At 68.2% G+C, this 19120-nt stretch carries 13 protein-coding genes; 6 read left to right on the top strand and 7 right to left on the bottom strand.

What is annotated here, in order from left to right; translation table 11 throughout:
• From J7J50_RS01365 to J7J50_RS01350, 4 genes are all read left to right on the top strand, one after another.
• Positions 1-1527: a YifB family Mg chelatase-like AAA ATPase gene (locus J7J50_RS01365; RefSeq protein WP_215057549.1), complete on the top strand. Its 1527-nt coding sequence runs from the start codon at positions 1-3 to the stop codon at positions 1525-1527.
• Positions 1528-1696: 169 nt separating this feature from the next.
• On the top strand, positions 1697-2527 hold the full coding sequence (locus J7J50_RS01360; RefSeq protein WP_215057550.1) for an AraC family transcriptional regulator: 831 nt from the start codon (positions 1697-1699) through the stop codon (positions 2525-2527).
• Positions 2528-2637: 110 nt separating this feature from the next.
• Positions 2638-2793 carry a hypothetical protein gene (locus J7J50_RS01355; RefSeq protein ID WP_215057551.1) on the top strand — a complete coding sequence of 52 codons (156 nt, stop codon included), beginning with the start codon at positions 2638-2640 and terminating at the stop codon, positions 2791-2793.
• 55 nt (positions 2794-2848) lie between these two features.
• A complete protein-coding gene (locus J7J50_RS01350) occupies positions 2849-3679 on the top strand; it encodes an alpha/beta hydrolase (protein ID WP_343222413.1) in 831 nt (276 codons plus the stop codon).
• Between the two features lie 346 nt (positions 3680-4025).
• Here the strand turns inward: J7J50_RS01350 and J7J50_RS01345 are convergent, their stop codons facing one another.
• On the bottom strand, positions 4026-5117 hold the full coding sequence (locus J7J50_RS01345) for a nitronate monooxygenase family protein (RefSeq protein ID WP_215057553.1): 1092 nt from the start codon (positions 5115-5117) through the stop codon (positions 4026-4028).
• 265 nt (positions 5118-5382) lie between these two features.
• A complete protein-coding gene (locus J7J50_RS01340; protein WP_215057554.1) occupies positions 5383-6561 on the bottom strand; it encodes a putative peptide maturation dehydrogenase in 1179 nt (392 codons plus the stop codon).
• 317 nt (positions 6562-6878) lie between these two features.
• Between J7J50_RS01340 and J7J50_RS01335 the strand changes: the two genes are divergently transcribed.
• Positions 6879-7259 (top strand): NHLP-related RiPP peptide, encoded by a 381-nt coding sequence (locus J7J50_RS01335; protein WP_215057555.1) that lies wholly within the window; start codon positions 6879-6881, stop codon positions 7257-7259.
• A 185-nt stretch (positions 7260-7444) separates the two neighbouring features.
• Here the strand turns inward: J7J50_RS01335 and J7J50_RS01330 are convergent, their stop codons facing one another.
• The 4 genes from J7J50_RS01330 to aceB all read right to left on the bottom strand — a co-directional run bounded on the left by J7J50_RS01330 (position 7445) and on the right by aceB (position 14573).
• Complete coding sequence (locus J7J50_RS01330; RefSeq protein ID WP_251044377.1) at positions 7445-9949, bottom strand: putative peptide modification system cyclase; 2505 nt, start codon at positions 9947-9949, stop codon at positions 7445-7447.
• A gap of 23 nt (positions 9950-9972) precedes the next feature.
• Complete coding sequence (locus J7J50_RS01325) at positions 9973-10941, bottom strand: GGDEF domain-containing protein (RefSeq protein ID WP_251044387.1); 969 nt, start codon at positions 10939-10941, stop codon at positions 9973-9975.
• A 620-nt stretch (positions 10942-11561) separates the two neighbouring features.
• Entirely contained in the window at positions 11562-12863 is a 1302-nt protein-coding gene (gene aceA, locus J7J50_RS01320) for an isocitrate lyase (RefSeq protein ID WP_215057557.1), read from the bottom strand.
• A gap of 78 nt (positions 12864-12941) precedes the next feature.
• Positions 12942-14573, bottom strand: a complete 1632-nt coding sequence (gene aceB / locus J7J50_RS01315) for a malate synthase A (protein ID WP_215057558.1) — start codon at positions 14571-14573, stop codon at positions 12942-12944.
• Between the two features lie 135 nt (positions 14574-14708).
• On the opposite strand from aceB, the gene J7J50_RS01310 reads away from it, so the two are divergent.
• Positions 14709-15677, top strand: a complete 969-nt coding sequence (locus J7J50_RS01310; protein WP_215057559.1) for a LysR family transcriptional regulator — start codon at positions 14709-14711, stop codon at positions 15675-15677.
• A gap of 194 nt (positions 15678-15871) precedes the next feature.
• Here the strand turns inward: J7J50_RS01310 and J7J50_RS01305 are convergent, their stop codons facing one another.
• Positions 15872-18508, bottom strand: coding sequence for a collagenase (locus J7J50_RS01305; RefSeq protein ID WP_215057560.1), 2637 nt, complete (start codon positions 18506-18508; stop codon positions 15872-15874).
• Positions 18509-19120: the final 612 nt, after the last annotated feature.

Genomic DNA, 19120 nt, shown 5'->3' with positions numbered 1-19120 from the left:
ATGAACCTGGCCCTCGTGCACAGCCGTGCGCGATCGGGGGTCCATGCGCCCGCGGTCCGGGTCGAAGTGCACCTCGCCGGCGGCTTGCCGAGCATGTCCATCGTCGGCCTGCCCGAAGCGGCGGTACGCGAAGCCAAGGACCGGGTGCGCGCGGCGATCCAATGCGCGCAGTTCGAATTCCCGCAACGCCGCATCACCGTCAATCTGGCGCCGGCCGATCTGCCCAAGGACGGCGGCCGCTACGATCTGGCGATCGCGCTCGGCATCCTCGCCGCCAGCGGCCAGATTCCGCTGGAACCGTTGCGCGACTGCGAATTCCTCGGCGAACTCGGCCTGACCGGCGAACTGCGCGCGATCGACGGCGTATTGCCGGCCGCGCTCGCGGTCGCCGATGCCGGCCGTCGCCTGATCGTCCCAGCCGGCAACGGCGCCGAGGCCGCGCTCGCCAGCCAAGTGGAAGCGCGCACCGGCCGCACCTTGCTGGAAGTCTGCGCGATGCTGTGCGGCCGCAGCGAATTGCCGCTCGCCGTCGCGCCGCCGCTGCAACGCGCACCGTGCCCGGACATGGTCGATGTGCGCGGCCAGGCGCAAGCGCGGCGCGCGCTGGAAATCGCCGCGGCCGGCGGCCATCACCTGCTGCTGATCGGCCCGCCGGGCTGCGGCAAGACCTTGCTGGCTTCGCGCCTGCCCGGCTTGTTGCCTGAAGCCAGCGAAGCCGAAGCGCTGGAAACCGCCGCGATCGCCTCGGTCAGCGGCGCCGCGCACGGCCACGCCCTGGACCCTTCGCGCTGGCGTCAACGTCCGTTCCGCGCGCCGCACCACACCGCCAGCGCGGTGGCCCTGGTCGGCGGCGGCGCCGATCCGCGTCCGGGCGAAATCTCGCTCGCGCACCAGGGCGTGCTGTTTCTCGATGAGTTGCCCGAATGGGAACGTCGCGCCCTGGAAGTGCTGCGCGAACCTTTGGAATCCGGACGGGTGACGGTCTCGCGCGCGGCGCGCAGCGCCGAGTTCCCGGCGCGCTTCCAACTGGTCGCGGCGATGAATCCCTGCCCCTGCGGCTGGGCCGGCGACGCCAGCGGTCGTTGTCATTGCGCCACCGACGCCATCCGCCGCTACCGCGCGCGCATCTCCGGCCCGTTGCTGGACCGGATCGATCTGCACATCGACGTGCCGCGCCTGCCGCCGCAAGCCTTGCGTCCGGATCAACCCGGCGGCGAAAGCTCGGCCGACATCCGCGCGCGGGTGACACTTGCGCGCGAGCGCCAGTTCGCGCGCGCCGGCAAGACCAACGCGCAACTCGATCAGGCCGGCACCGCCGCGATCTGCCGGCTCAGCGAACGCGATCAAGGCCTGCTCGAACGCGCCGTGGACGCGCTGCAGCTGTCGGCGCGCTCGATGCACCGGATCCAGCGCGTCGCCCGCACCATCGCCGATCTGGCCGGCAGCGAGGCGATCACGACGGCGCATCTGACCGAGGCGATCGGTTATCGGCGCAATGATGCCGTCACGAGCGGCGCACGGGCTTAGGGAATGCGGACACGCCGTCACGCATCGCCGTTCTCCTGGGCGGAGGCAACGGCGGCGGGCACCGACACTCGCCGCCCGAACGCTGAGCTATAGTCTGCCCGCACAGGCCGAGACCGCGGCGGGCCCGCGGGCCGGCCATGGCCATGTCGCATCCACCGAACCGGCGCGCATGTCCGAATTCACCATCCACACCTTGCTCCAGACGCCGACAGTCACCGTCCGCGACGTCTATTGTCCCGGCCTGTGCCGGCACATGAGCGAGGACGAGCGCGCCGACGACACCCAACTGGTGTTTCCGTATCGCGGCGTCTACGTGCGCCATGTCGGCGACAACCTGACCGTGGCCGAAGCCAGCCAGGTGCTGTTCTTCAACGCCGGCGAGATCTACCGCATCAGTCATCCGATCGAAGGCGGCGACGCCAGTCTGGCGTTGACGGTGGAAGAATCGATGCTGCGCGAGCTTGCGCCCAGGGAACTGCTGCACGACGGCGAAGGAGTGCGGTTCAATCAGCCGCGCCTGCGCATCGATCCGCGCGCGCAGGCGCTGGTGATGATGCTGCGCCACAGCCTGCGCGAAAACGTCGCCGAAGGGCTGGAAGGCGAAAGCCTGGCGCTGACCCTGGTGCAGCGCGCGCTCGGTCCGCGCACCACGCACGCGGCCGGTTCCAGCGTCGGCCAGCAGCGGCTGGTGGAACGCACCAAGCTGGTCCTGGCCAGCAATCTGTCGCGGCGCTGGGCGCTGGCCGAGATCGCCGGCGAAGTCGGCGTGTCGCCGGTCTATCTCACCCAGGTGTTCCAGCGCGTCGAAGGTTTGCCGCTGTATCGCTACCAACTGCGCTTGCGGTTGGCGCGGGCGCTGGATCTGCTCGGCGAGTACGAGGACCTGAGCGCGCTCAGCCAGGACCTGGGGTTCTCCAGCCACAGCCACTTCAGCGCGGCGTTCCAGCAGACCTACGGCCGCTCGCCCACCGAGTTCCGCCAGTCCGCCCTGCAGCGCTGAACGCGGCCCCGGCCGACCCAAAGGCGATCGCTAAATTTTCTGACAGCGCCCCGGACCCGGCGCTGGCCTACTGAGCTCGCCCAATCGCGGGCGTCAGCAGAGAAACCATCATGGCCGAGAAGACTTGCGCAGCGTGCGACTGCCCTTTGGACGAAAACTCCTTCCAGATCAAGATCGGCGGCAAGGCCGTGGAAGTGTGTTGCGATGAATGCGCGCACAAGCTCAAGGAGGCATACGCCTCCGCGACCGCGTCGGAGCAGGGCTGAGACCATGGACGGCAGCGGTTATCAAAGCGACGTTCCGCCCTTCGCCCACGGAAGCGTGCTCACCCCTTCCGGGCGCATCGCCTACCGCGAGCGCGGCGAAGGCCCGGTCGCCCTGTTCGTGCACGGCGTGCTGTTGAACGGGCATTTGTGGCGGCATCAGCTGCGCCATCTGTCCGATATTCGCCGCTGCATCGCCGTGGACCTGCTCGCTCACGGCGACAGCGAGATCGCCGCGGACCAGGACGTCTCGGTCACCGCCAACGCGCACATGCTCGCGCAGTTTCTCGACGCGCTGGGCATCGACCGGGTCGATCTGATCGGCAACGACAGCGGCGGCGGCATCGCGCAGATCTTCGCCGCCCTGTATCCGCAGCGCGTGCGCAGTTTCGCGCTGAGCAATTGCGACACGCACGACAACTGGCCGCCGGAAGCGTTCAAACCGTTCCTGGCGACCGCCGCGGCCGGCGGTCTGCGCGATGTGCTGGAGGCGATGCTGGCCGACAAGAACGTCTACCGTTCGCCGCAGGCGCTGGGCCTGGCCTACGAGCATCCGGAGCAGGTCGGCGATCAGGACATCGACACCTACCTGACCCCGTTGCTGCGCAGCGAACAGCGGCTGCTGGATTTCCAGCGATTCCTCGCCGCGTTCGATGCCTCGCACACTTTGCGCATCGAAGCGCAGTTGCGCGCGCTGACGGCGCCGACCCTGATCGCCTGGGGCACCGACGACGTGTTCTTCGACGTGAAGTGGTCGCATTGGCTGGCCGAGGCGATCGCCGGCACGCGCAAGCGCGTCGAGCTGGAAGGCGCGCGGATCTTCTTCCCGGAAGAGCGCTGGAGCGAGTTCAACGCGTTGCTGCGCGAACACTGGCTGGCCAGCGCCTGATCGCGCCGCCTCGCCGCTTGCCGTCCCGCGTCCGCGGCGACGGTAGCGGCGGTGCGATCGCGCAATTGTTGCTGGCGCGCCTTCCGCGGCGCGTGCGCACCGTGCTGCTGAGCAATTGCGGCAGCGAGCACGACAGTCCGCCGGCGGCCTTGCCTCCGGTGATCGAACTGTCCAGGAGGGAAGCAAGCTGTTCTGGCCGGAAGAGCGGCCGCAGGTCATCGCCGAGGAAGCGCAGCGATTGTGGAACGCGCGGGCGCCGCAGCGGCCAGGCTGGCGCTGAAGATGCACCGCCGAAACTGGCAGCGGATAACGTCCGCCGCCAGCGGCGCGGCACATCTCAGCGATTTCAGCTTTGCTGTTGGCCCAGCAGATGCAAGGTCTCGCGCGCCAGCGTCAAGGTCAGATCGCGCGCGGACAAGTCATGCGCACGGCGCGCCTGCCCCGACCACAGCGACATGAAGCCGTCCGAACCGGCCGCCTCGGCTTTCGCGCGCAGTGGCCCTAGCGCACCGCCGGCCAGCGGAAACGCCGGCGCCAGTTTCGAGATCGGCCCGACTTCACGCATCAGCCGGTTGACGATGCCGCGCGCGGGACGGCCGGTGAACAGGTTGGTCATGGCGGTGTCGTCGCCTTCGCCGCCGTGCAGGGCCCGCCGGTGCAGCGACGACAGCTTGGCTTCCGGGCAGAACAGGTACGCGGTGCCGATCTGCGCGGCCGCCGCGCCGAGGGCGAACGACGCGACGATTCCACGCGCATCGAAGATGCCGCCGGCGGCGATCACCGGAACCCGCACCGCATCGACGACCCGCGGCAGCAGCGCGAACAACCCGGCCTGGGTGGTGATGTCGTCGCTCAGGAACACGCCGCGATGGCCGCCGGCTTCGGCGCCTTGCGCGATGATCGCGTCGCAGCCGCGCTGTTCCAGCCAGCGCGCTTCCTCGACCGTCGTCGCCGACGACACGATGCGCGCGCCGCTGGCGCGCACGCGTTCGAGCAGCCGCGGCTCGGGCAGGCCGAAATGGAAACTCGCCACCTGCGGCCGCAGTTCTTCGACCAGTTCGCACCACTGATCGTCGAACGGCGCGCGCGCGCTCGGCGCGACCGGCATCGCCGGGTCGAGGCCGTACTCGCGGTAATACCTGGCCAGGCGTTCGCGCCAGGTCGCTTCGCGCGCCGGATCGGCCGCGCCCGGGTGGTGGCAGAAGAAATTCAGATTCAGCGGCGCATCGGTGGCGGCGCGGATCGACGCGCATTGCTCGCGCACCTGCTGCGGGCTCAGCATCGCGCACGGCAGCGAACCCAGGGCGCCGGCCTGGGCCGCGCCGATGACCATGTCGGCCTGGGTGGGTCCGGCCATCGGCGCTTGCACGATGGGCAGGTCGATTCCGAACAACGTCTGGATACGGTTATCGGGCCACATGGCGTTGTCGGCGTCCATTGGGGATGGCGGGCAGGATGACATCAGCGCACCGGTGGTGTCTTGATGGGGTTGGCACGCTGTGTTGCGGGTGGGGTTGAATGGGAGGGCTGGAGTCTGTTTGAAGTTTCTGGCTCGTCATTCCCGCGAAAGCGGGAATCCAGTGACTTCAAGCGTTCTCGCACGAAAGGCACTGGATTCCCGCCTTCGCGGGAATGACGAGCAAACACGCAGGGGCTCGAAGCAGAGACGCTCTTGGTTTTTTTCGCGGTCAGTACACCTTGTCTTAATCTTGCTCTGGCGTTTTTTTCCAGACCTCTTCGGTTGGATCGAACTCGCTGATCCGCATGCGCTCGCTGCGCCAACCGAAACCGCAGATCGCCAAGGGGCCTTCGACCAGCGGATCGAAGCCGAAAGCCTGCTCGATATCGACCTCGTTGATCGCCGAGGTCACGAACGCCCCCAGGCCCTGCTCGGTCGCGCTCAGATACAAGGTCTGCGACAGGTGTCCTACGTCCAGCACCAGCGCGCGATAGGCCTTGGCGTGGTCGCGATATTTCCAGAAGCTGCGCGCATAGCGCGGCGCCAGCACCGCCAACACCGGCGCATCGGCGAACCAGTGCTGGCCGGCCAAGGCGCACAAGGCGAATTCGTCCAGCGGCCGCGCCGGCGGCGGCATCGGCTCCAGAGCGTGTTCGGTGGGATGGTAGTGATACAACCCCGGCGCGACGCCTTCGACGTTGCGCACGATCAGATACGCCTCGGTCGCATGCAGGCCGCCACCGGACGGGGTGTGCTTCTTCAGAAACACAGTGTCGTCCTCGACCCGCACCTGCGCCTGCGCGGCGAACACCCGCTGCAGCATCCGCGCGAACACCGGTTGCGCCAACGCACGCGCGGCGTCGAAGTTGCGGCAGGTGGCGCGGCGCGCGAGCAGGCGATCGAACTCGTTGTCGTCCACGCGCGGCAAGCGTTGCCTCGATTCCGGCGCGGCGCGCTCGATCACATGCGCCGGCGGCGCGCCGAGCTTGCGGCGGATTTCGGCGGCGGTGCTCATCTGGCCGGTCTCCATCGCCGCCGCGCTGTCCAGGCCATGCCAACGTCCCAGCCGGTGCGCGATCGCCGCCGGCGGCCACCAATACGCGCCGCGCACGGCCTCGTCGCGTTCGCGATGCGCGGCATGGGCCGGGCCGTCCTGCGCGATCAGCAGTCCCAGCTCCAACAATCGATCGACCGTCTCCGCGTCGGCCAGCGCTTCGCCTTCGCACCAGGCCACCGGGCTGAGCCGGCCGAGGCATTCGCGCTGCGCCGCGTCGAGTTCGACCTCGCCGTCCAGATGCGCGGCCAAGGCCAGCCAGCGTCGCGTCCGGCGCAGTCCGGCACCGCCGCCGAGCAGCGAGTCCAGATCGAAGGCGACCTCTTCGCGCGGTTCCAGAAACACGATCGCGCAACGACGGATTCGCATTCAGCTTTTCCTTGCCGGCCGCCCGGCCGACGATGGACACACGGACCGCGCATCGCACGGGCCGAAACGGCGTTCAGGATAGCGCGGCGACTGCCGCCGCGATGAGCATCAAGGCTGGCCGGCGGACACATGAACGTCGAAAGATGTGCCCGGACAACACGATCTAAACTCGACGCTGAGCGCGACAAGGGCCGCCGCAGATCATCCGTCGTCACCGATTTGACCTATTCCGCGTGGTTGTCTCGTTAACCCCTCAGGGTTAGATTCGACGTTCGTCACGCCCCGAGTGGGCATTGCACAGGGGAATGGAACCAGACATGGCAAATTCATCAGGTCACCCCGGGCTCGACCCGGCCGTCGTGGACAAGTTGCTCGAGCTGCTCAGCAGCGACGATCACTTCCGCGATTCTTTCCACAAGAATCCCGGCGCGGCGCTCGCCGAGCTTGGATACCAGGCGCCGGCGCCCGCTCCGGGCGCGCAGGGCAAGACCGCTGCGCCCGCCGGCGACGCGACCACGTCCTTCGCCTGCATGGAAACGCAGAAGATCGCGTCCAAGGAGGAGATCCAGGCCGCGCGCGAGGAGTTGCAGCGCCTGCTGACCGCCGCCGGCAATCACAACAATCCGCATGCCTTCGAAGCCGGCCGGGTCGGCGACTTCCTGAAGAACGTCTCGGGCGGCGGGACGCCGACCGCCTGAAACCCCGCTAAGCGCTTCTGACAAAGCCGGGCGGCAATCGCGCCGATGAATTCACTCACCCCGCCAATGGGGTGAGTGGAACTGCGCGCGAGCTACCGGCTCGCGCGGCCGTGAGCGCCATGCGTTCGGCCGGGATGGGTTGAGGGCCGGGCACAGGCCTGCCAGCGACGATCCGGCGACCGGCTTCAGCGCTTCACCGCGCCGGCCGCGAGGTTGGTATCGGCGACGTTGACCGTCTGCAGCACCAGATCGCCGGCGGCTTCCATATACGCCCGGCCGCGATGACCGGCGATCCATTTCGATTCCTGCGCGGCCTGTTCGTCCTGGCCGGCGGCGAGCAGCGCGTCGCGCAACGCCACCCGGACCTGGAACAGTTCGCGCCCGTCCGCCAGCAGCGGGCGCAGCATCGTCACCGCGGCCTCGGGCTGGCCCTGCAAGCGCAGCTGACCGGCGCGCACCACCTGCAGCAGTTGCCTGGCCATCGGGTCGTCGATGTCCGCCGACACCTTTTCCAGCTCGGGCAGCCAGCGCGCGGCGATCGCGCTGAGGCCTTCGCGCTGGGTCATGTAGGCGGCGGCCAACGCATGGAACAGCTGGATATTGCGGTCGCGATTGCTGACGTCGCGCGCGCCGTCCAGCGAGGAGCGCAGCACCGCTTCGAAGCGCGCGCCGTCGACGGAGCGCGGCTTTTGCAACGACAGCACCGACAGCCGGATCAGCTCGAATTCGTCCGCGAGCAAGGGCGTGGCCTTGCGCGCCGCCTCGGCGGCGCGATCGGCGACCTCGCGGGCGCGATCCCACTGACCCTGATCGACCGGCACCGAAATGCGCTCGAACTCGTTGGTGACGTCGGCCTTGAGCAAGGTGCCGGTCGGCAACTGGCTCAGCAGCGCATCGGCCTCCTTGAACCGCTTCATCACCGCCAGCGCGGCGGCGTGGCGGCGATTGGGGCCGTAGCGCTCGATCTTCTCGGCCTGCTCGAAACTGCGCAACGCCGACGCGTACTGCTCCTGCGCGAGCTGCACCCGCGCGCTGAGCTCGACCGCGTTGCCGCGGAACGCGTTCTGCGGCACCGAGGCGGCCTTGGCGAAGCGCAACGCCTCGCCGAAATCGTTGACCAGGAACGACGCCCACGCATAGTTGTAATGGCCGCCGTAGTAATCCGGGTACAAGGTCGCGAGCAGTTTCCATTTCGCCGGCGCCTGCGCGCTCGGATGCGGGCCGAACTCGGCGACCCAGCCGTCCAGATACAGCCCGTCGCGCGGCGGCAGGTGATCGCGCAGCGACACCGCCTTGTCCAGGAACGGCCGGCCCATGCGGCTGTCGACCGCGCCGGTGTGCACGCGCAAGGCGCCGAGGTAAGCCAGGGCGAACTTCGGATCGATGTCGATCGCGCGCTGGAAATACTGCAAGGCCTCGGGGTACTGGCGGCTGGCGTAGGCCTTCAGGCCCAGCGCATAGGCGCGCAGCGCGTCCAGGTTGCCGGTGGCGACCTTCGGCAACGGCTCGGAATCGCGTTCGATCGACTTCATCGCCTCGCCGAGCTTTTCGCGCAGGGCGGCGGTGACGGTGTCGATGGAGCCGAGCGTGGACTCCGCGCCGGTGCCGTCGGCGGACTCGGCGTAGACCGTGGTCTGGGTATGCGGGTCGATGACTTCCGCGCTGACCCGCACGCGGCCGCCGACTTCGGCCACGGTCGGCAGGATCACCGCGCGCGCGCCGTCGCGCAGGGCGATCTCCGAGGCCACCGCGCGATCGAGCACGGTGTCGGGCTTGCGCTGCATGCGGTCGAGGGTGTCGCGCGCTTTCAGGTCCGACAGCACGTTGACGTAGCGCGACTGCTCCAGGCTGATGCGAAAGGCCTGTTCCAGCGAATCGTCGAGCACGCCCTGGCCGGTGAGGTTGCGCAGGTCGCCGACCACCACCCAGTCGCGCTGGTTGAAGGCGATCGCCGGCTGCGGCCGGGTCGCGAACCACACGCCGGTGCCGATCACCGCCAGCACCGCGATCTCGGCGGCGAGCGCGGCCGGACGCCGCCACAGCGGCACGTCGCGCCAGGCCTTGGGGCCGTTGGGCGGCGCGCGCAGCGGGGCGATGCCGGGTTCGCCGACTTCATAGATTTCCTGCGGCTCGGGCACGCCCTTGAAGCGCCAGCGCCCGTGCGATTTCCACAGCAGCTGCTGGCCGCGTTCGCCGAGTTCGCGCGCGGCGCGATGCGCCAGCGGCTCGGCCACCGCCGACAACAGGATCTGGCCGGGGCGCGCGGTCGCCATCAACCGTCCGGCCATCGGTTTGGCCAGGCCTTCGACTTCCACCGGCTTGGCGCCGACCTTCACCGCCTCGTCGCTGTTGCGCCAGGTCAGCACTTCGCCGACGTGCAGTCCGGCGCGCGCCTTGAGATCGAGTTTGCGCGCGGTGCCCATCTCGCGCAGGCCGCGGGCGTAGTCCAGGGCGAAGCCGAGGCCGTCGATGGGCCGCTCGAACAGCAGCAGCAGGCCGTCGGAGCGATCGATCAGGCGGCCGCGCCAACGCTGCTGCAGGACCAGCACCAGACGGTCGTGCTCGCGGAACAGATCGGCCGCCGGCCCGTCGCCGAGACGCTCGACCAGGGTGGTCGAGTCGCACAGGTCGGTCAGCAGCAGCGTTCGCAGCTGCGGACCTTCGGCATGGGGACGGTGGGCATCGTTCATCGCGGCATCCTTGTCGGCGTGGCTCATGCCGGCGTCAGTTCGGCGTCCTGCCATTGCACGCGATTGCCGCCCAGGCGCTTGGCCTGGTAGAGCGCGGCGTCGGCGTGGGCGTACCAGTCGTTCCATTCGTGCTTGGAGCTGATCAGGCAGGCGCCGACGCTGACCGGACAGATGGTCGGCGGCGACTGCGGGATCATCAGCAGCCCATGCACGGTGTGGACGATGAAGTCGGCGAAGCGCATGACGTCCTGGCGCGTGCGCGCGGCGACCAACAGACAGAATTCGTCCCCGCCCAGGCGGCAGGCGATGTCTTCCGCGCCGGCCACCGAACGCAGGATGTTGGCCACGCTCTGCAGCACGCGGTCGCCGGCCAGGTGGCCGTGGTCGTCGTTGACCTGCTTGAAGCGGTCGCAGTCGATCAGCACCAGCCCCATCGTCTCGGCCATGCCGACCGCGCGCGCTTCCTGCAGGTGCAGGGTCAGGCCGCGGCGGTTGTACAGGCCGGTGAGGTCGTCGGTGCGGATCAGCTCTTCGGTCTGGTTGAGCTGGTGGGTGGTGGCGTAAAGACTGTCGAGCGCGGCTTCCAGATCCTGATTGCGGCGGCGCAGGCGGCGGATCAGGCTTTGCTCGTTGAGCACCACGCGCATGATCGCGCGGCGCAGGAAGTACGAAACCAGGGACGGGTCGCGATCGACCAGGCGCTGGAATTCTTCATGGCGCAGTTCCACCAGCAGGCCGTCGGTGGCGGCAATGGCGTCCGCGCTGCGGGCGTGATCGCCGATCAGCAGGCCCAGCTCGCCGAAGAATTCGCGCACGCCCAGGCGCTTGGTGACCAGGTCGTCGCCGAAGTCGAGGATGATCGCGCCGCGCGCGATCACGAACATGGTGGTACCCAACTCGCCGCGGCGGAACAGCACCTGCCCGGCTTCGATCCGGCGCGGCCGGCCGATCTCGGCGAACAGCTCGAATTCGCCCGGCGTCAGCACCGCCATCGCCACGTCCGTCGGCGCCGCGGTCGCAGTCGAATTGTCGGTCTCGCGGCCCACCGCAGGCGCCGCCGTGTCGCGATTCATTCCGATCTCCCCGCACCCCCACGTCCTGTGGAGCCTTGTCGGCAGGATAGCACCTGGTCTGAGCAGCTAACGCCGCCAGGGGGGCGAAACGGCCACCGTCGGATCGACGCATTCAGCGCCTGAAGCAGGCGCCGCAAGGGCATTGCGGGTCCGCGAATACGCAGCGTTTCGCACGTGCAACATGGTAACGGCGCGAATGCGACGGGCGGGACGCCGGCGGGTGCGATGCCGACGGACGGGGGTGGCGGGCCGGCGTGCGGATGGGCGGTGTCGCGGGCCTTCGACTTGCCTGTGTCGAGCCCTCTCCCGCGCCCCGAAGGAAGTCGCCTTGGGCGGCAAGCGGGAGAGGAAGCGCAACGCCGTTCTAAATGATGAACACGAAGGATGAACACGCCGGTCGGCGAAACGACGAAGGGCCCCTCTCGGAGCCCTTCGTGCGATGCCGTGTCCCAGGTTGGCGATCAGGCCCGGCGCCACCGCCCCTCGCGGTTACGCCGCCGGCCTGAACCTGTCCGGCTCAGGCCGAAGAACCCGCCGACTCAGGCGGCGGCCTTCTTCGCGTCGTGGAACTGTTCTTCCTCGGTCGACCCCTTCAGCGCCACCGTGGACGACTGCCCACCCTGGATGGTCTGGGTCACCGCGTCGAAGTAACCGGTGCCGACCTCGCGCTGGTGCTTGACCGCGGTGAAGCCCTTCTCGGCCGCGGCGAACTCGGCTTCCTGCAGTTCCACGAACGCGCTCATCTGCCGGCGCGCATAGCCGTGGGCCAGGTTGAACATGCCGTAGTTCAGGCTGTGGAAACCGGCCAGGGTGATGAACTGGAACTTGTAGCCGTAGCTGGCGATTTCCTTCTGGAACTTGGCGATGGTGGCGTCGTCCAGGTTCTTCTTCCAGTTGAAGCTCGGCGAGCAGTTGTAGGCCAGCAGCTTGCCCGGGAACTTGGCGTGGATGGCTTCGGCGAACTTGCGCGCGAACTCCAGGTCCGGCTTGCCGGTTTCGCACCAGACCAGATCGGCGTAAGGCGCATAAGCCAGACCGCGGCTGATCGCCTGATCCAGACCGTTGCGGGTCTTGTAGAAGCCTTCGTTGGTGCGCTCGCCGGTGGTGAACGGCTGATCGTTGGGATCGATGTCGGCGGTCAGCAGGTCGGCGGCTTCGGCGTCGGTGCGCGCGACGATCAGGGTCGGCACGCCCATGACGTCGGCGGCCAGACGCGCGGCGACCAGCTTCTCGACCGCTTCGCGCGTGGGCACCAGCACCTTGCCGCCCATGTGGCCGCACTTCTTGACCGAAGCCAACTGGTCTTCGAAATGCACGCCCGAGGCGCCGGCCTCGATCATGCCCTTCATCAGTTCGAAGGCGTTGAGCACGCCGCCGAAGCCGGCTTCGGCATCGGCCACGATCGGCTGCAGGAAGTCGATGTCGCCGGTGCCTTCCGCGCACTGGATCTGATCGGCGCGCAGCAGGGTGTTGTTGATGCGGCGCACGACCTGCGGCACCGAGTTGGCCGGGTACAGCGACTGGTCGGGGTACATCTCGCCGGCGATGTTGGCGTCGGCGGCGACCTGCCAGCCCGACAGATAGATCGCCTTGAGCCCGGCCTTGACCTGCTGCATGGCCTGGTTGCCGGTCAGCGCGCCGAGCGCGTTGACGAAGTCTTCCGTGTGCAGCGAGGTCCACAGCTTGTTGGCGCCGAGCTTGGCGATCGTGTGTTCGACCGGCACCGTGCCGCGCAGGCGCACCACATCCTCGGCCGAATACGGGCGGGTGATACCGGCCCAGCGCGGATGGGTCGCCCAGTCCTGGCGGAGTTGATCGGCGGTCGGCAGCGTGTGGCTCATGACTTCGATTCCTTAGCGTGTGGGTCGTGTTCGACGTGGGGTAGTGGCGTTAATCGTTTGCGGTGACGGAAGCGGTTTTCAGTCGATGCGTTCGTAAGCCGGCAAGGTCAGGAACTCTTCCAGCGTGTCGGCATGGGTGAGCCGGTCGAGCATCGCGATGGCTTCGTCGAGCTTGGAGCCGCCCGGCAGCTTCGAGCGGTCGGCGAGCTTGCTCGGCAGGCCGATCAAGGCGCGTTCGAGCAGAGCGAAATCCAGCGGCGTGCCGTCGTCGAGGAACAGACCGTCGGCGTGCAGCCACTGCCACAGCTGGGTGCGGGCGATTTCGGCGGTGGCCGCGTCTTCCATCAGCCAGTGGATCGGCACGCAGCCGTTGCCTTCCAGCCATGCGGCCAGATAGCGCACGCACACCTCGACACTGCCCTCGAAACCGGCGCGGGTGATGGTGCCGAAGGAGGGCTTGATCAGATCCTCGCGGATGATCAGCACGTCCTCGCGCAGCACGTGCTGCTGATGCGGGGTCGGCATGCGCTCGTCGAAGATGCGCATCGCCAGCGGAATCAGCGCCGGATGCGCGACCCAGGTGCCGTCGTGGCCGGCGGTGACTTCGCGCAGCTTGTCGGCGCGGACCTTGGCCAGCGCGGCTTCGTTGGCGGCTTCATCGCCGCTGATCGGAATCTGCGCGGCCATGCCGCCCATCGCGTGCGCGCCGCGCTTGTGGCAGGTCTGGATCAGCAGTTCCGAATACGCGCGCAGGAATGGTTGGGTCATGGTCACCTGGCCGCGCTCGGGCAACACCTTGTCGCGATGCGCGCGGAAGGTTTTGATGTACGAGAACACGTAGTCCCAGCGGCCGCAGTTCAAGCCGGCGATGCGGGTGCGCAGCGCGTGCAGGATTTCGTCCATCTCGAACACCGCCGGCAAGGTCTCGATCAGCACGGTGACCTTGATCTGCCCCGGCGTCAGGCCGAGTTCGCTTTCGACGTGGCCGATGACCTCGTTCCACAGCTGCGCTTCTTCCATCGACTGCAGCTTGGGCAGGTAGAAGTACGGGCCGCGGTCCAGCGCGGCCAGCGCTTGCGCGTTGTGGAAGGCGAACAGGCCCAGGTCGAACAGGCTGCCCGACATCGGCGCGCCGTCGATGCGCACGTGCTTCTCGTCCAGGTGCCAGCCGCGCGGGCGCACCATCAGCACGGCCTGCTCTTCGAAGGGCTTGAGGGTGTAGTGCTTGGCGCCGTCCGGCGACGACCAGTCCAGGGTGCCGGCGACGGCCTTGCGCAGCGAGCGCTGGCCGGTGAGCAGATTGGCCCAGGTCGGCGCGGTGCTGTCCTCGAAGTCGGCCATGTACACCTTCGCGCCGGAGTTCAGCGCGTTGATGACCATCTTCGGATCGACCGGGCCGGTGATCTCGACGCGGCGGTCGAGCAACGCGGTGGGCAGCGGCGCGACGCGCCAGGCGGCATTGCGGATCGCGGCGGTGTCGTCGCGGAAATCGGGGAGGCCGCCGGCGTCGAAGAACGCCTGGCGTTGTTTGCGCGCGGCCAGGCGGGCCTGGCGGGCGGGTTCGAAACGGCGATGCAGTACGGCCAGGAATTCGAGAGCGGCCGGGGTCAGCAGAGCGTCCTGCCCGGCCGACTGGGCCGTGAGCTCGATGCCGCCACCCGGCTGACGTTGCCCGGGATGGTCCTGCCACTGCGCGATCACTGCCGACATGGTGCGACTCCTGTGGGGATGGGGACCGCTCCCAACGAGCGTGTCCCTGGACCCAGACCATGCGGCGCCGTCTTATATTTGACAATCAAGTTTTTTCAATGCATATCATTTGCTTAGCTTATATGTGACGTTCATGTGGCCACGACGCGCTCGCTAAGTCCGCGATTTGCATACAAAGGGGATCGGCTGAAGCCCCTGCGGGCGTTCTGCCAGACCGCGCGCCTGGGCTCAGTCTCACGTGCGGCTGAGGCTCTGTACCTCAGTCAGCCGGCGGTAACTCTGCAATTGCAGGCGCTGGAGCGCGAAATGGGGGTGCGCCTGCTCGAGCGCAGCGGCCGCCGCCTGACCCTGACCCGCGAGGGCCAGGAGCTGTACGAACTGGCCCGGCCGCTGGTCGAGGGCCTGGACAGCCTGGATGGCGCCTTTCGCGAGCGCATCCGCGGCCTGGACGCGGGCGATCTCAACGTCGCCGCCGGCAGTTCGACCATCCTGTATCTGCTGCCGAAGATCGTGGAAGCCTTCCGCGCCGCGCATCCGGAGGTGCGGCTCACCTTGCACAACGTCACCGGCGCCGGCGGCCTGGACCTGCTGCGCTCGGACGGCGTGGATCTGGCGGTGGGTTCGATGCTCGACGTGCCCGGCGACCTCAGCTACGCGCCGGTCTACCGGTTCGAGCCGATGCTGATCACCCCGCGCGACCACCCGCTGGCCAAGCTCGACCGGGTGACCCTGCAGGACCTGAGCCCGTTCGGCCTGATCCTGCCGCCGCAGCGGTTGACCACCTATCGCATGGTCGATGTGGTGTTCCAGCAGAACCGCGTGCCCTACACCGTCGCGCTGGAGGTCGGCGGCTGGGAAGTGATCAAGCAGTACGTGGCGATGGGCCTGGGGATCAGCATCGTCACCGCGATCTGCCTGACCGACGCCGATCGCTCGCGGCTGTCGGCGCGTTCGCTGGCCGAGTATTTCCCGTCGCGCAGTTATGGCGTGGTGGTGCGCAAGGGCAAGTACCTGTCGCCGCAGGCGCGCGCTTTCACCGAGTTGATCCAGCCGGATTTGTTCGTGCGCGGGGACTATTACGCGACCGGGCAGTCGGATCGCTGAGCGGCCCTCATCCGCCCCTTCGGGGCACCTTCTCCCGCAAGCGGGAGAAGGGAAACCTGGGTCGCACGAAGTATGCGCTGAGCAGCTTTTTTAGCCCCGTTCCCGCAAACCGGGTGAGGTGCCGCGCAAGCCATCGGCTCGCGCGGCACCGAACGCTATGCGTTCGGGCGAGAGTGGGCTGGGGTGAGGGCCGCTCAATAACGCGTCGTCACCCGCACACCATTGAACGCAGTCACGCCATACAAGCTGACGTAGACGTATCCGGCCGCCGGCTGCGAAATCGTCACCGACTCGGTGTTGCCCGCGTTGGTCGAACGGTACTCATACGATTCGCGCGTCGCCCAATTGCGGGTGCTGACGTAAAGATTGGCGTTGCCGCTGCCGCCGGCCACGTCGATGCGCAGTTGCGCGGTTCCGGCCGGCACGTACAGATAGAAGTAGGTGTAGTTGCCGACCGTCCCAACCACATTGCTGCGCACGCAGTTCTTGCCCAGCACGCGGATGTCGCTGCCCGCGCACTCGGGCAGGCCGGCGGCGCTGACGGTCACCGTGCGCGTGGTGCTGCGGCTGGCGCCGCGATCGTCGGTGACAGTGAGCTGCACGCTGTAGCTGCCGGCCGCGGCGTAGGTCTTGCTCGGATTCGCCGCGGTCGAGGTGCTGCCGTCGCCGAAGTTCCAGCTGCGCGCGACGATGCGGCCGTCGGCATCGGTGGAGGTGTCACTGAAGTTCACCCGCAAGCCGCTCGCGGCGAAGCTGAAGCCCGCCACCGGCGGTTGGTTCGGCGTGGTGCCGCAACCGGGCGCATCGGGCTGGGCCACGCACGGCAGCCAGGCGCTGAAGGCCGCGTCGTTGCCGGCGCCGATGCCGGCCATGTAGGTGGCGTAGCCGCTGTAGTTGCCGGGGCGGAAATACCCCAGGATCGCGTTCACCTGATCATGGCGCTGTTCGAACATGAAACGCACCGCCAGATAGCCCCAGCGATACACCAGGGTCTGGCCGCTGTTGTAATCGTTCTGGTACACGCGGCTGAGCGCATAGGTCCCGCGCGCGGCTTCGGCCTGGGCGCCGTCGTTGACCACGCCGCGATAGCGGTAGGACAGATACTCGGCGAAGCCTTCCACCCACCACACGGTCTTTTGCTTCATCGCCGCGGTGAAATCGCCCCACATGTCGAAGCGGCCGTCCAGGTAGTGGACGTACTCGTGGGTCAGGTTCCAGATTTCGAAGGTCTGCGGACGCAGCCACTCGGCCTCGTAGGCGATGAAGCGCGCCTGGTTGCCGGGCAAGGACGGATTGCCTTCCAGGTACATGCCGCCGTTGTTGGTGTCGATGCCGTAGATCGCGCCGGCGTAGATGGCGTAATCGTTGCTGCTGTCGAACACGGTCATTTCCAGGCTGGCGTTGCCGTCGCCGGCGACCGGCACGCCGCCGGTGGCGAGCTCGCGGTGGAAATAGGCTTCCTGCCCGGCCACCGTGGCGCAGGTCGAGGCCAGTTCGGCCGCGCTCATCGACTGCGCGCGCAGGCGCAGCGTCGCGCTGCAGGTGTGCTGGATCGGCAAGGCCGCCGCCTGCACCCGCGCGACGAAATCGCACAGGCCGTACTGCGCGCAGTTGCCGACGTCGTGGTAATCGGCCATTTCGCCGACGCCCACCCACAAGCGCGCGGTCGGGCCGGTGACCGCGGAGCGGTCGAGCAAGGCCTTGACCCGCGCGCGCGCCAGCGTCTTCAGCGCGCCGTCGTATTGCAGGAACCGCGCCAGTTCGCGGCCGGCGTTGGCGACCAGATAGTCGTTGGCCTGGCCGAGCATGGCGAAGTTGCGGTCGGCGAAGTTGTACAAGGTCTCGACGATCGAACTGTCGGACTGCACCAGGGCGCGGAAGGCCGCGTCCTGATGGCCGCGGAAGGTCACGGTGTAAGCGTTGTTGACCGCCACCTTCATCCAGTAATACGCATCAAAGCCGCTGTTGTAGCTGTCGAGCAAGCGCTTCACCACGTACACATAGCGCGCGTTCTCGGTCGAGCTGTCGATCAGGGTGACGTACTCGGCCAGCACTTCGCCGTGAACGTCGTTGACACGGCCGAAGTTGGCATTGGCGGCGAACGCGTCCAGCGCCGGACGGATCGCGTCGCGCAGCGCATTGCCGTAGGCGCCGACGCTGCTGTCGTAGTACTGCACGTAATAGCCGGCGCGCAGGAACAGCACCAGTTGCAAGGTGCTGTCGGCGTTGCTGCCGTCGTAGCCGCGCGCCGAGGTGGCGAAGGCGTTGGCGATGCTGACCATCTGCGCTTCGCGGAAGGTGGCGTAGGCATTGGCGCCGGTGACGCCGAACAACTGATTGATGCAATCCACGCTGGCGGCCTTGACCGCGCTGACCAGCGCCGCGCCGCTGAGCGCGCCGAAGGCGTTGACGTCGCAGGCCGCGGCCTTGAGCGCGGACGAGGTGCGCGCGAACGAAGGACGGCGCAACAGATCGCGGCGCAGTGCGGCGCCGTCGTAGGCGCTGTCGCGGCGATCGACCAGGAACGGTTGCTGCGGCGCGCGCCGCGCCGGGGCCAGCGCGCGCTCTTGTTGATGTTCGCCGAACAACTGGCGCTCGGTCGCCGGTTGCCGGCGCGATGCGCCTTGCAGCGCGCGCGAGGCCAGGCCTTGCGCGCTCGCGGCGGTGCCAATGGCCTGTGGGCTCACCGCGGCGTGGACAACGGGCGCGGGCGCGGCGGGTCGCGCCGGCTCGATCATCGACGCCCACGGCAAGGCGTAGCTGAGGAAACTCACGGCGGCGACGGTCAGGCCGAGCAACAACGCCTGGGTCGGTTTGGGTACGAAGGACATCGACGATCTCCTTTGAAGGCAATGGCGGCGCACGGCGGCGCCCGCGCGAATGCGCGGCGCGGCGGGCCGGTAGTGGAGTGGTGTCTCGCCTTGCGGCGGTAAGGCCTTACGAATGCGACCTTGCGGATACGGCTTGGCAAGGACGGGCTAGCGGTCGGACGGTTGGATGGCGGTCGGCTCTCCGGCGTCGTACGCGCGTGCGGCGGCCGCGCGGGCCCACGGAGCGGCGGCGGTGCAGGAGACCGGCGCGGACCCGCGATCGATGGGACGCGAGCCGGCCGACCGCGCCGGCGCCGGGCGCGGACACGCGCCGGCGCGGCCGCTGAGCGGCCAGGCTGCGTGAATCCGCTGTCGGCGCCGGCCACCCCCGATGGCCTGATCGCCCGATCTGCCGCGGCCTTCCCCCTGCGTGTCATCACAACGACACGGAAAGCTGCTAATCGGTATAACGTATACGATATAGCGATAAACCGCCGATTCCGTGATTCAGGTCCAGGGTTGGCAGGTCCGTGCGCCCGACCGGCGCCGCGCCGACGAACGGTCTGCCGCGGCCCGGCGCAGATCGCGTCGCGACGGCAGTAGAGCGCGGCTGGCGGTTGGGTAGACTGATCG

Origin of the sequence: Lysobacter sp. ISL-50 (genome assembly GCF_018612875.1) — a bacterium.
Taxonomy (GTDB): Bacteria; Pseudomonadota; Gammaproteobacteria; order Xanthomonadales; family Xanthomonadaceae; genus Lysobacter.
This window is presented reverse-complemented; position numbering and strand designations above follow the sequence as displayed.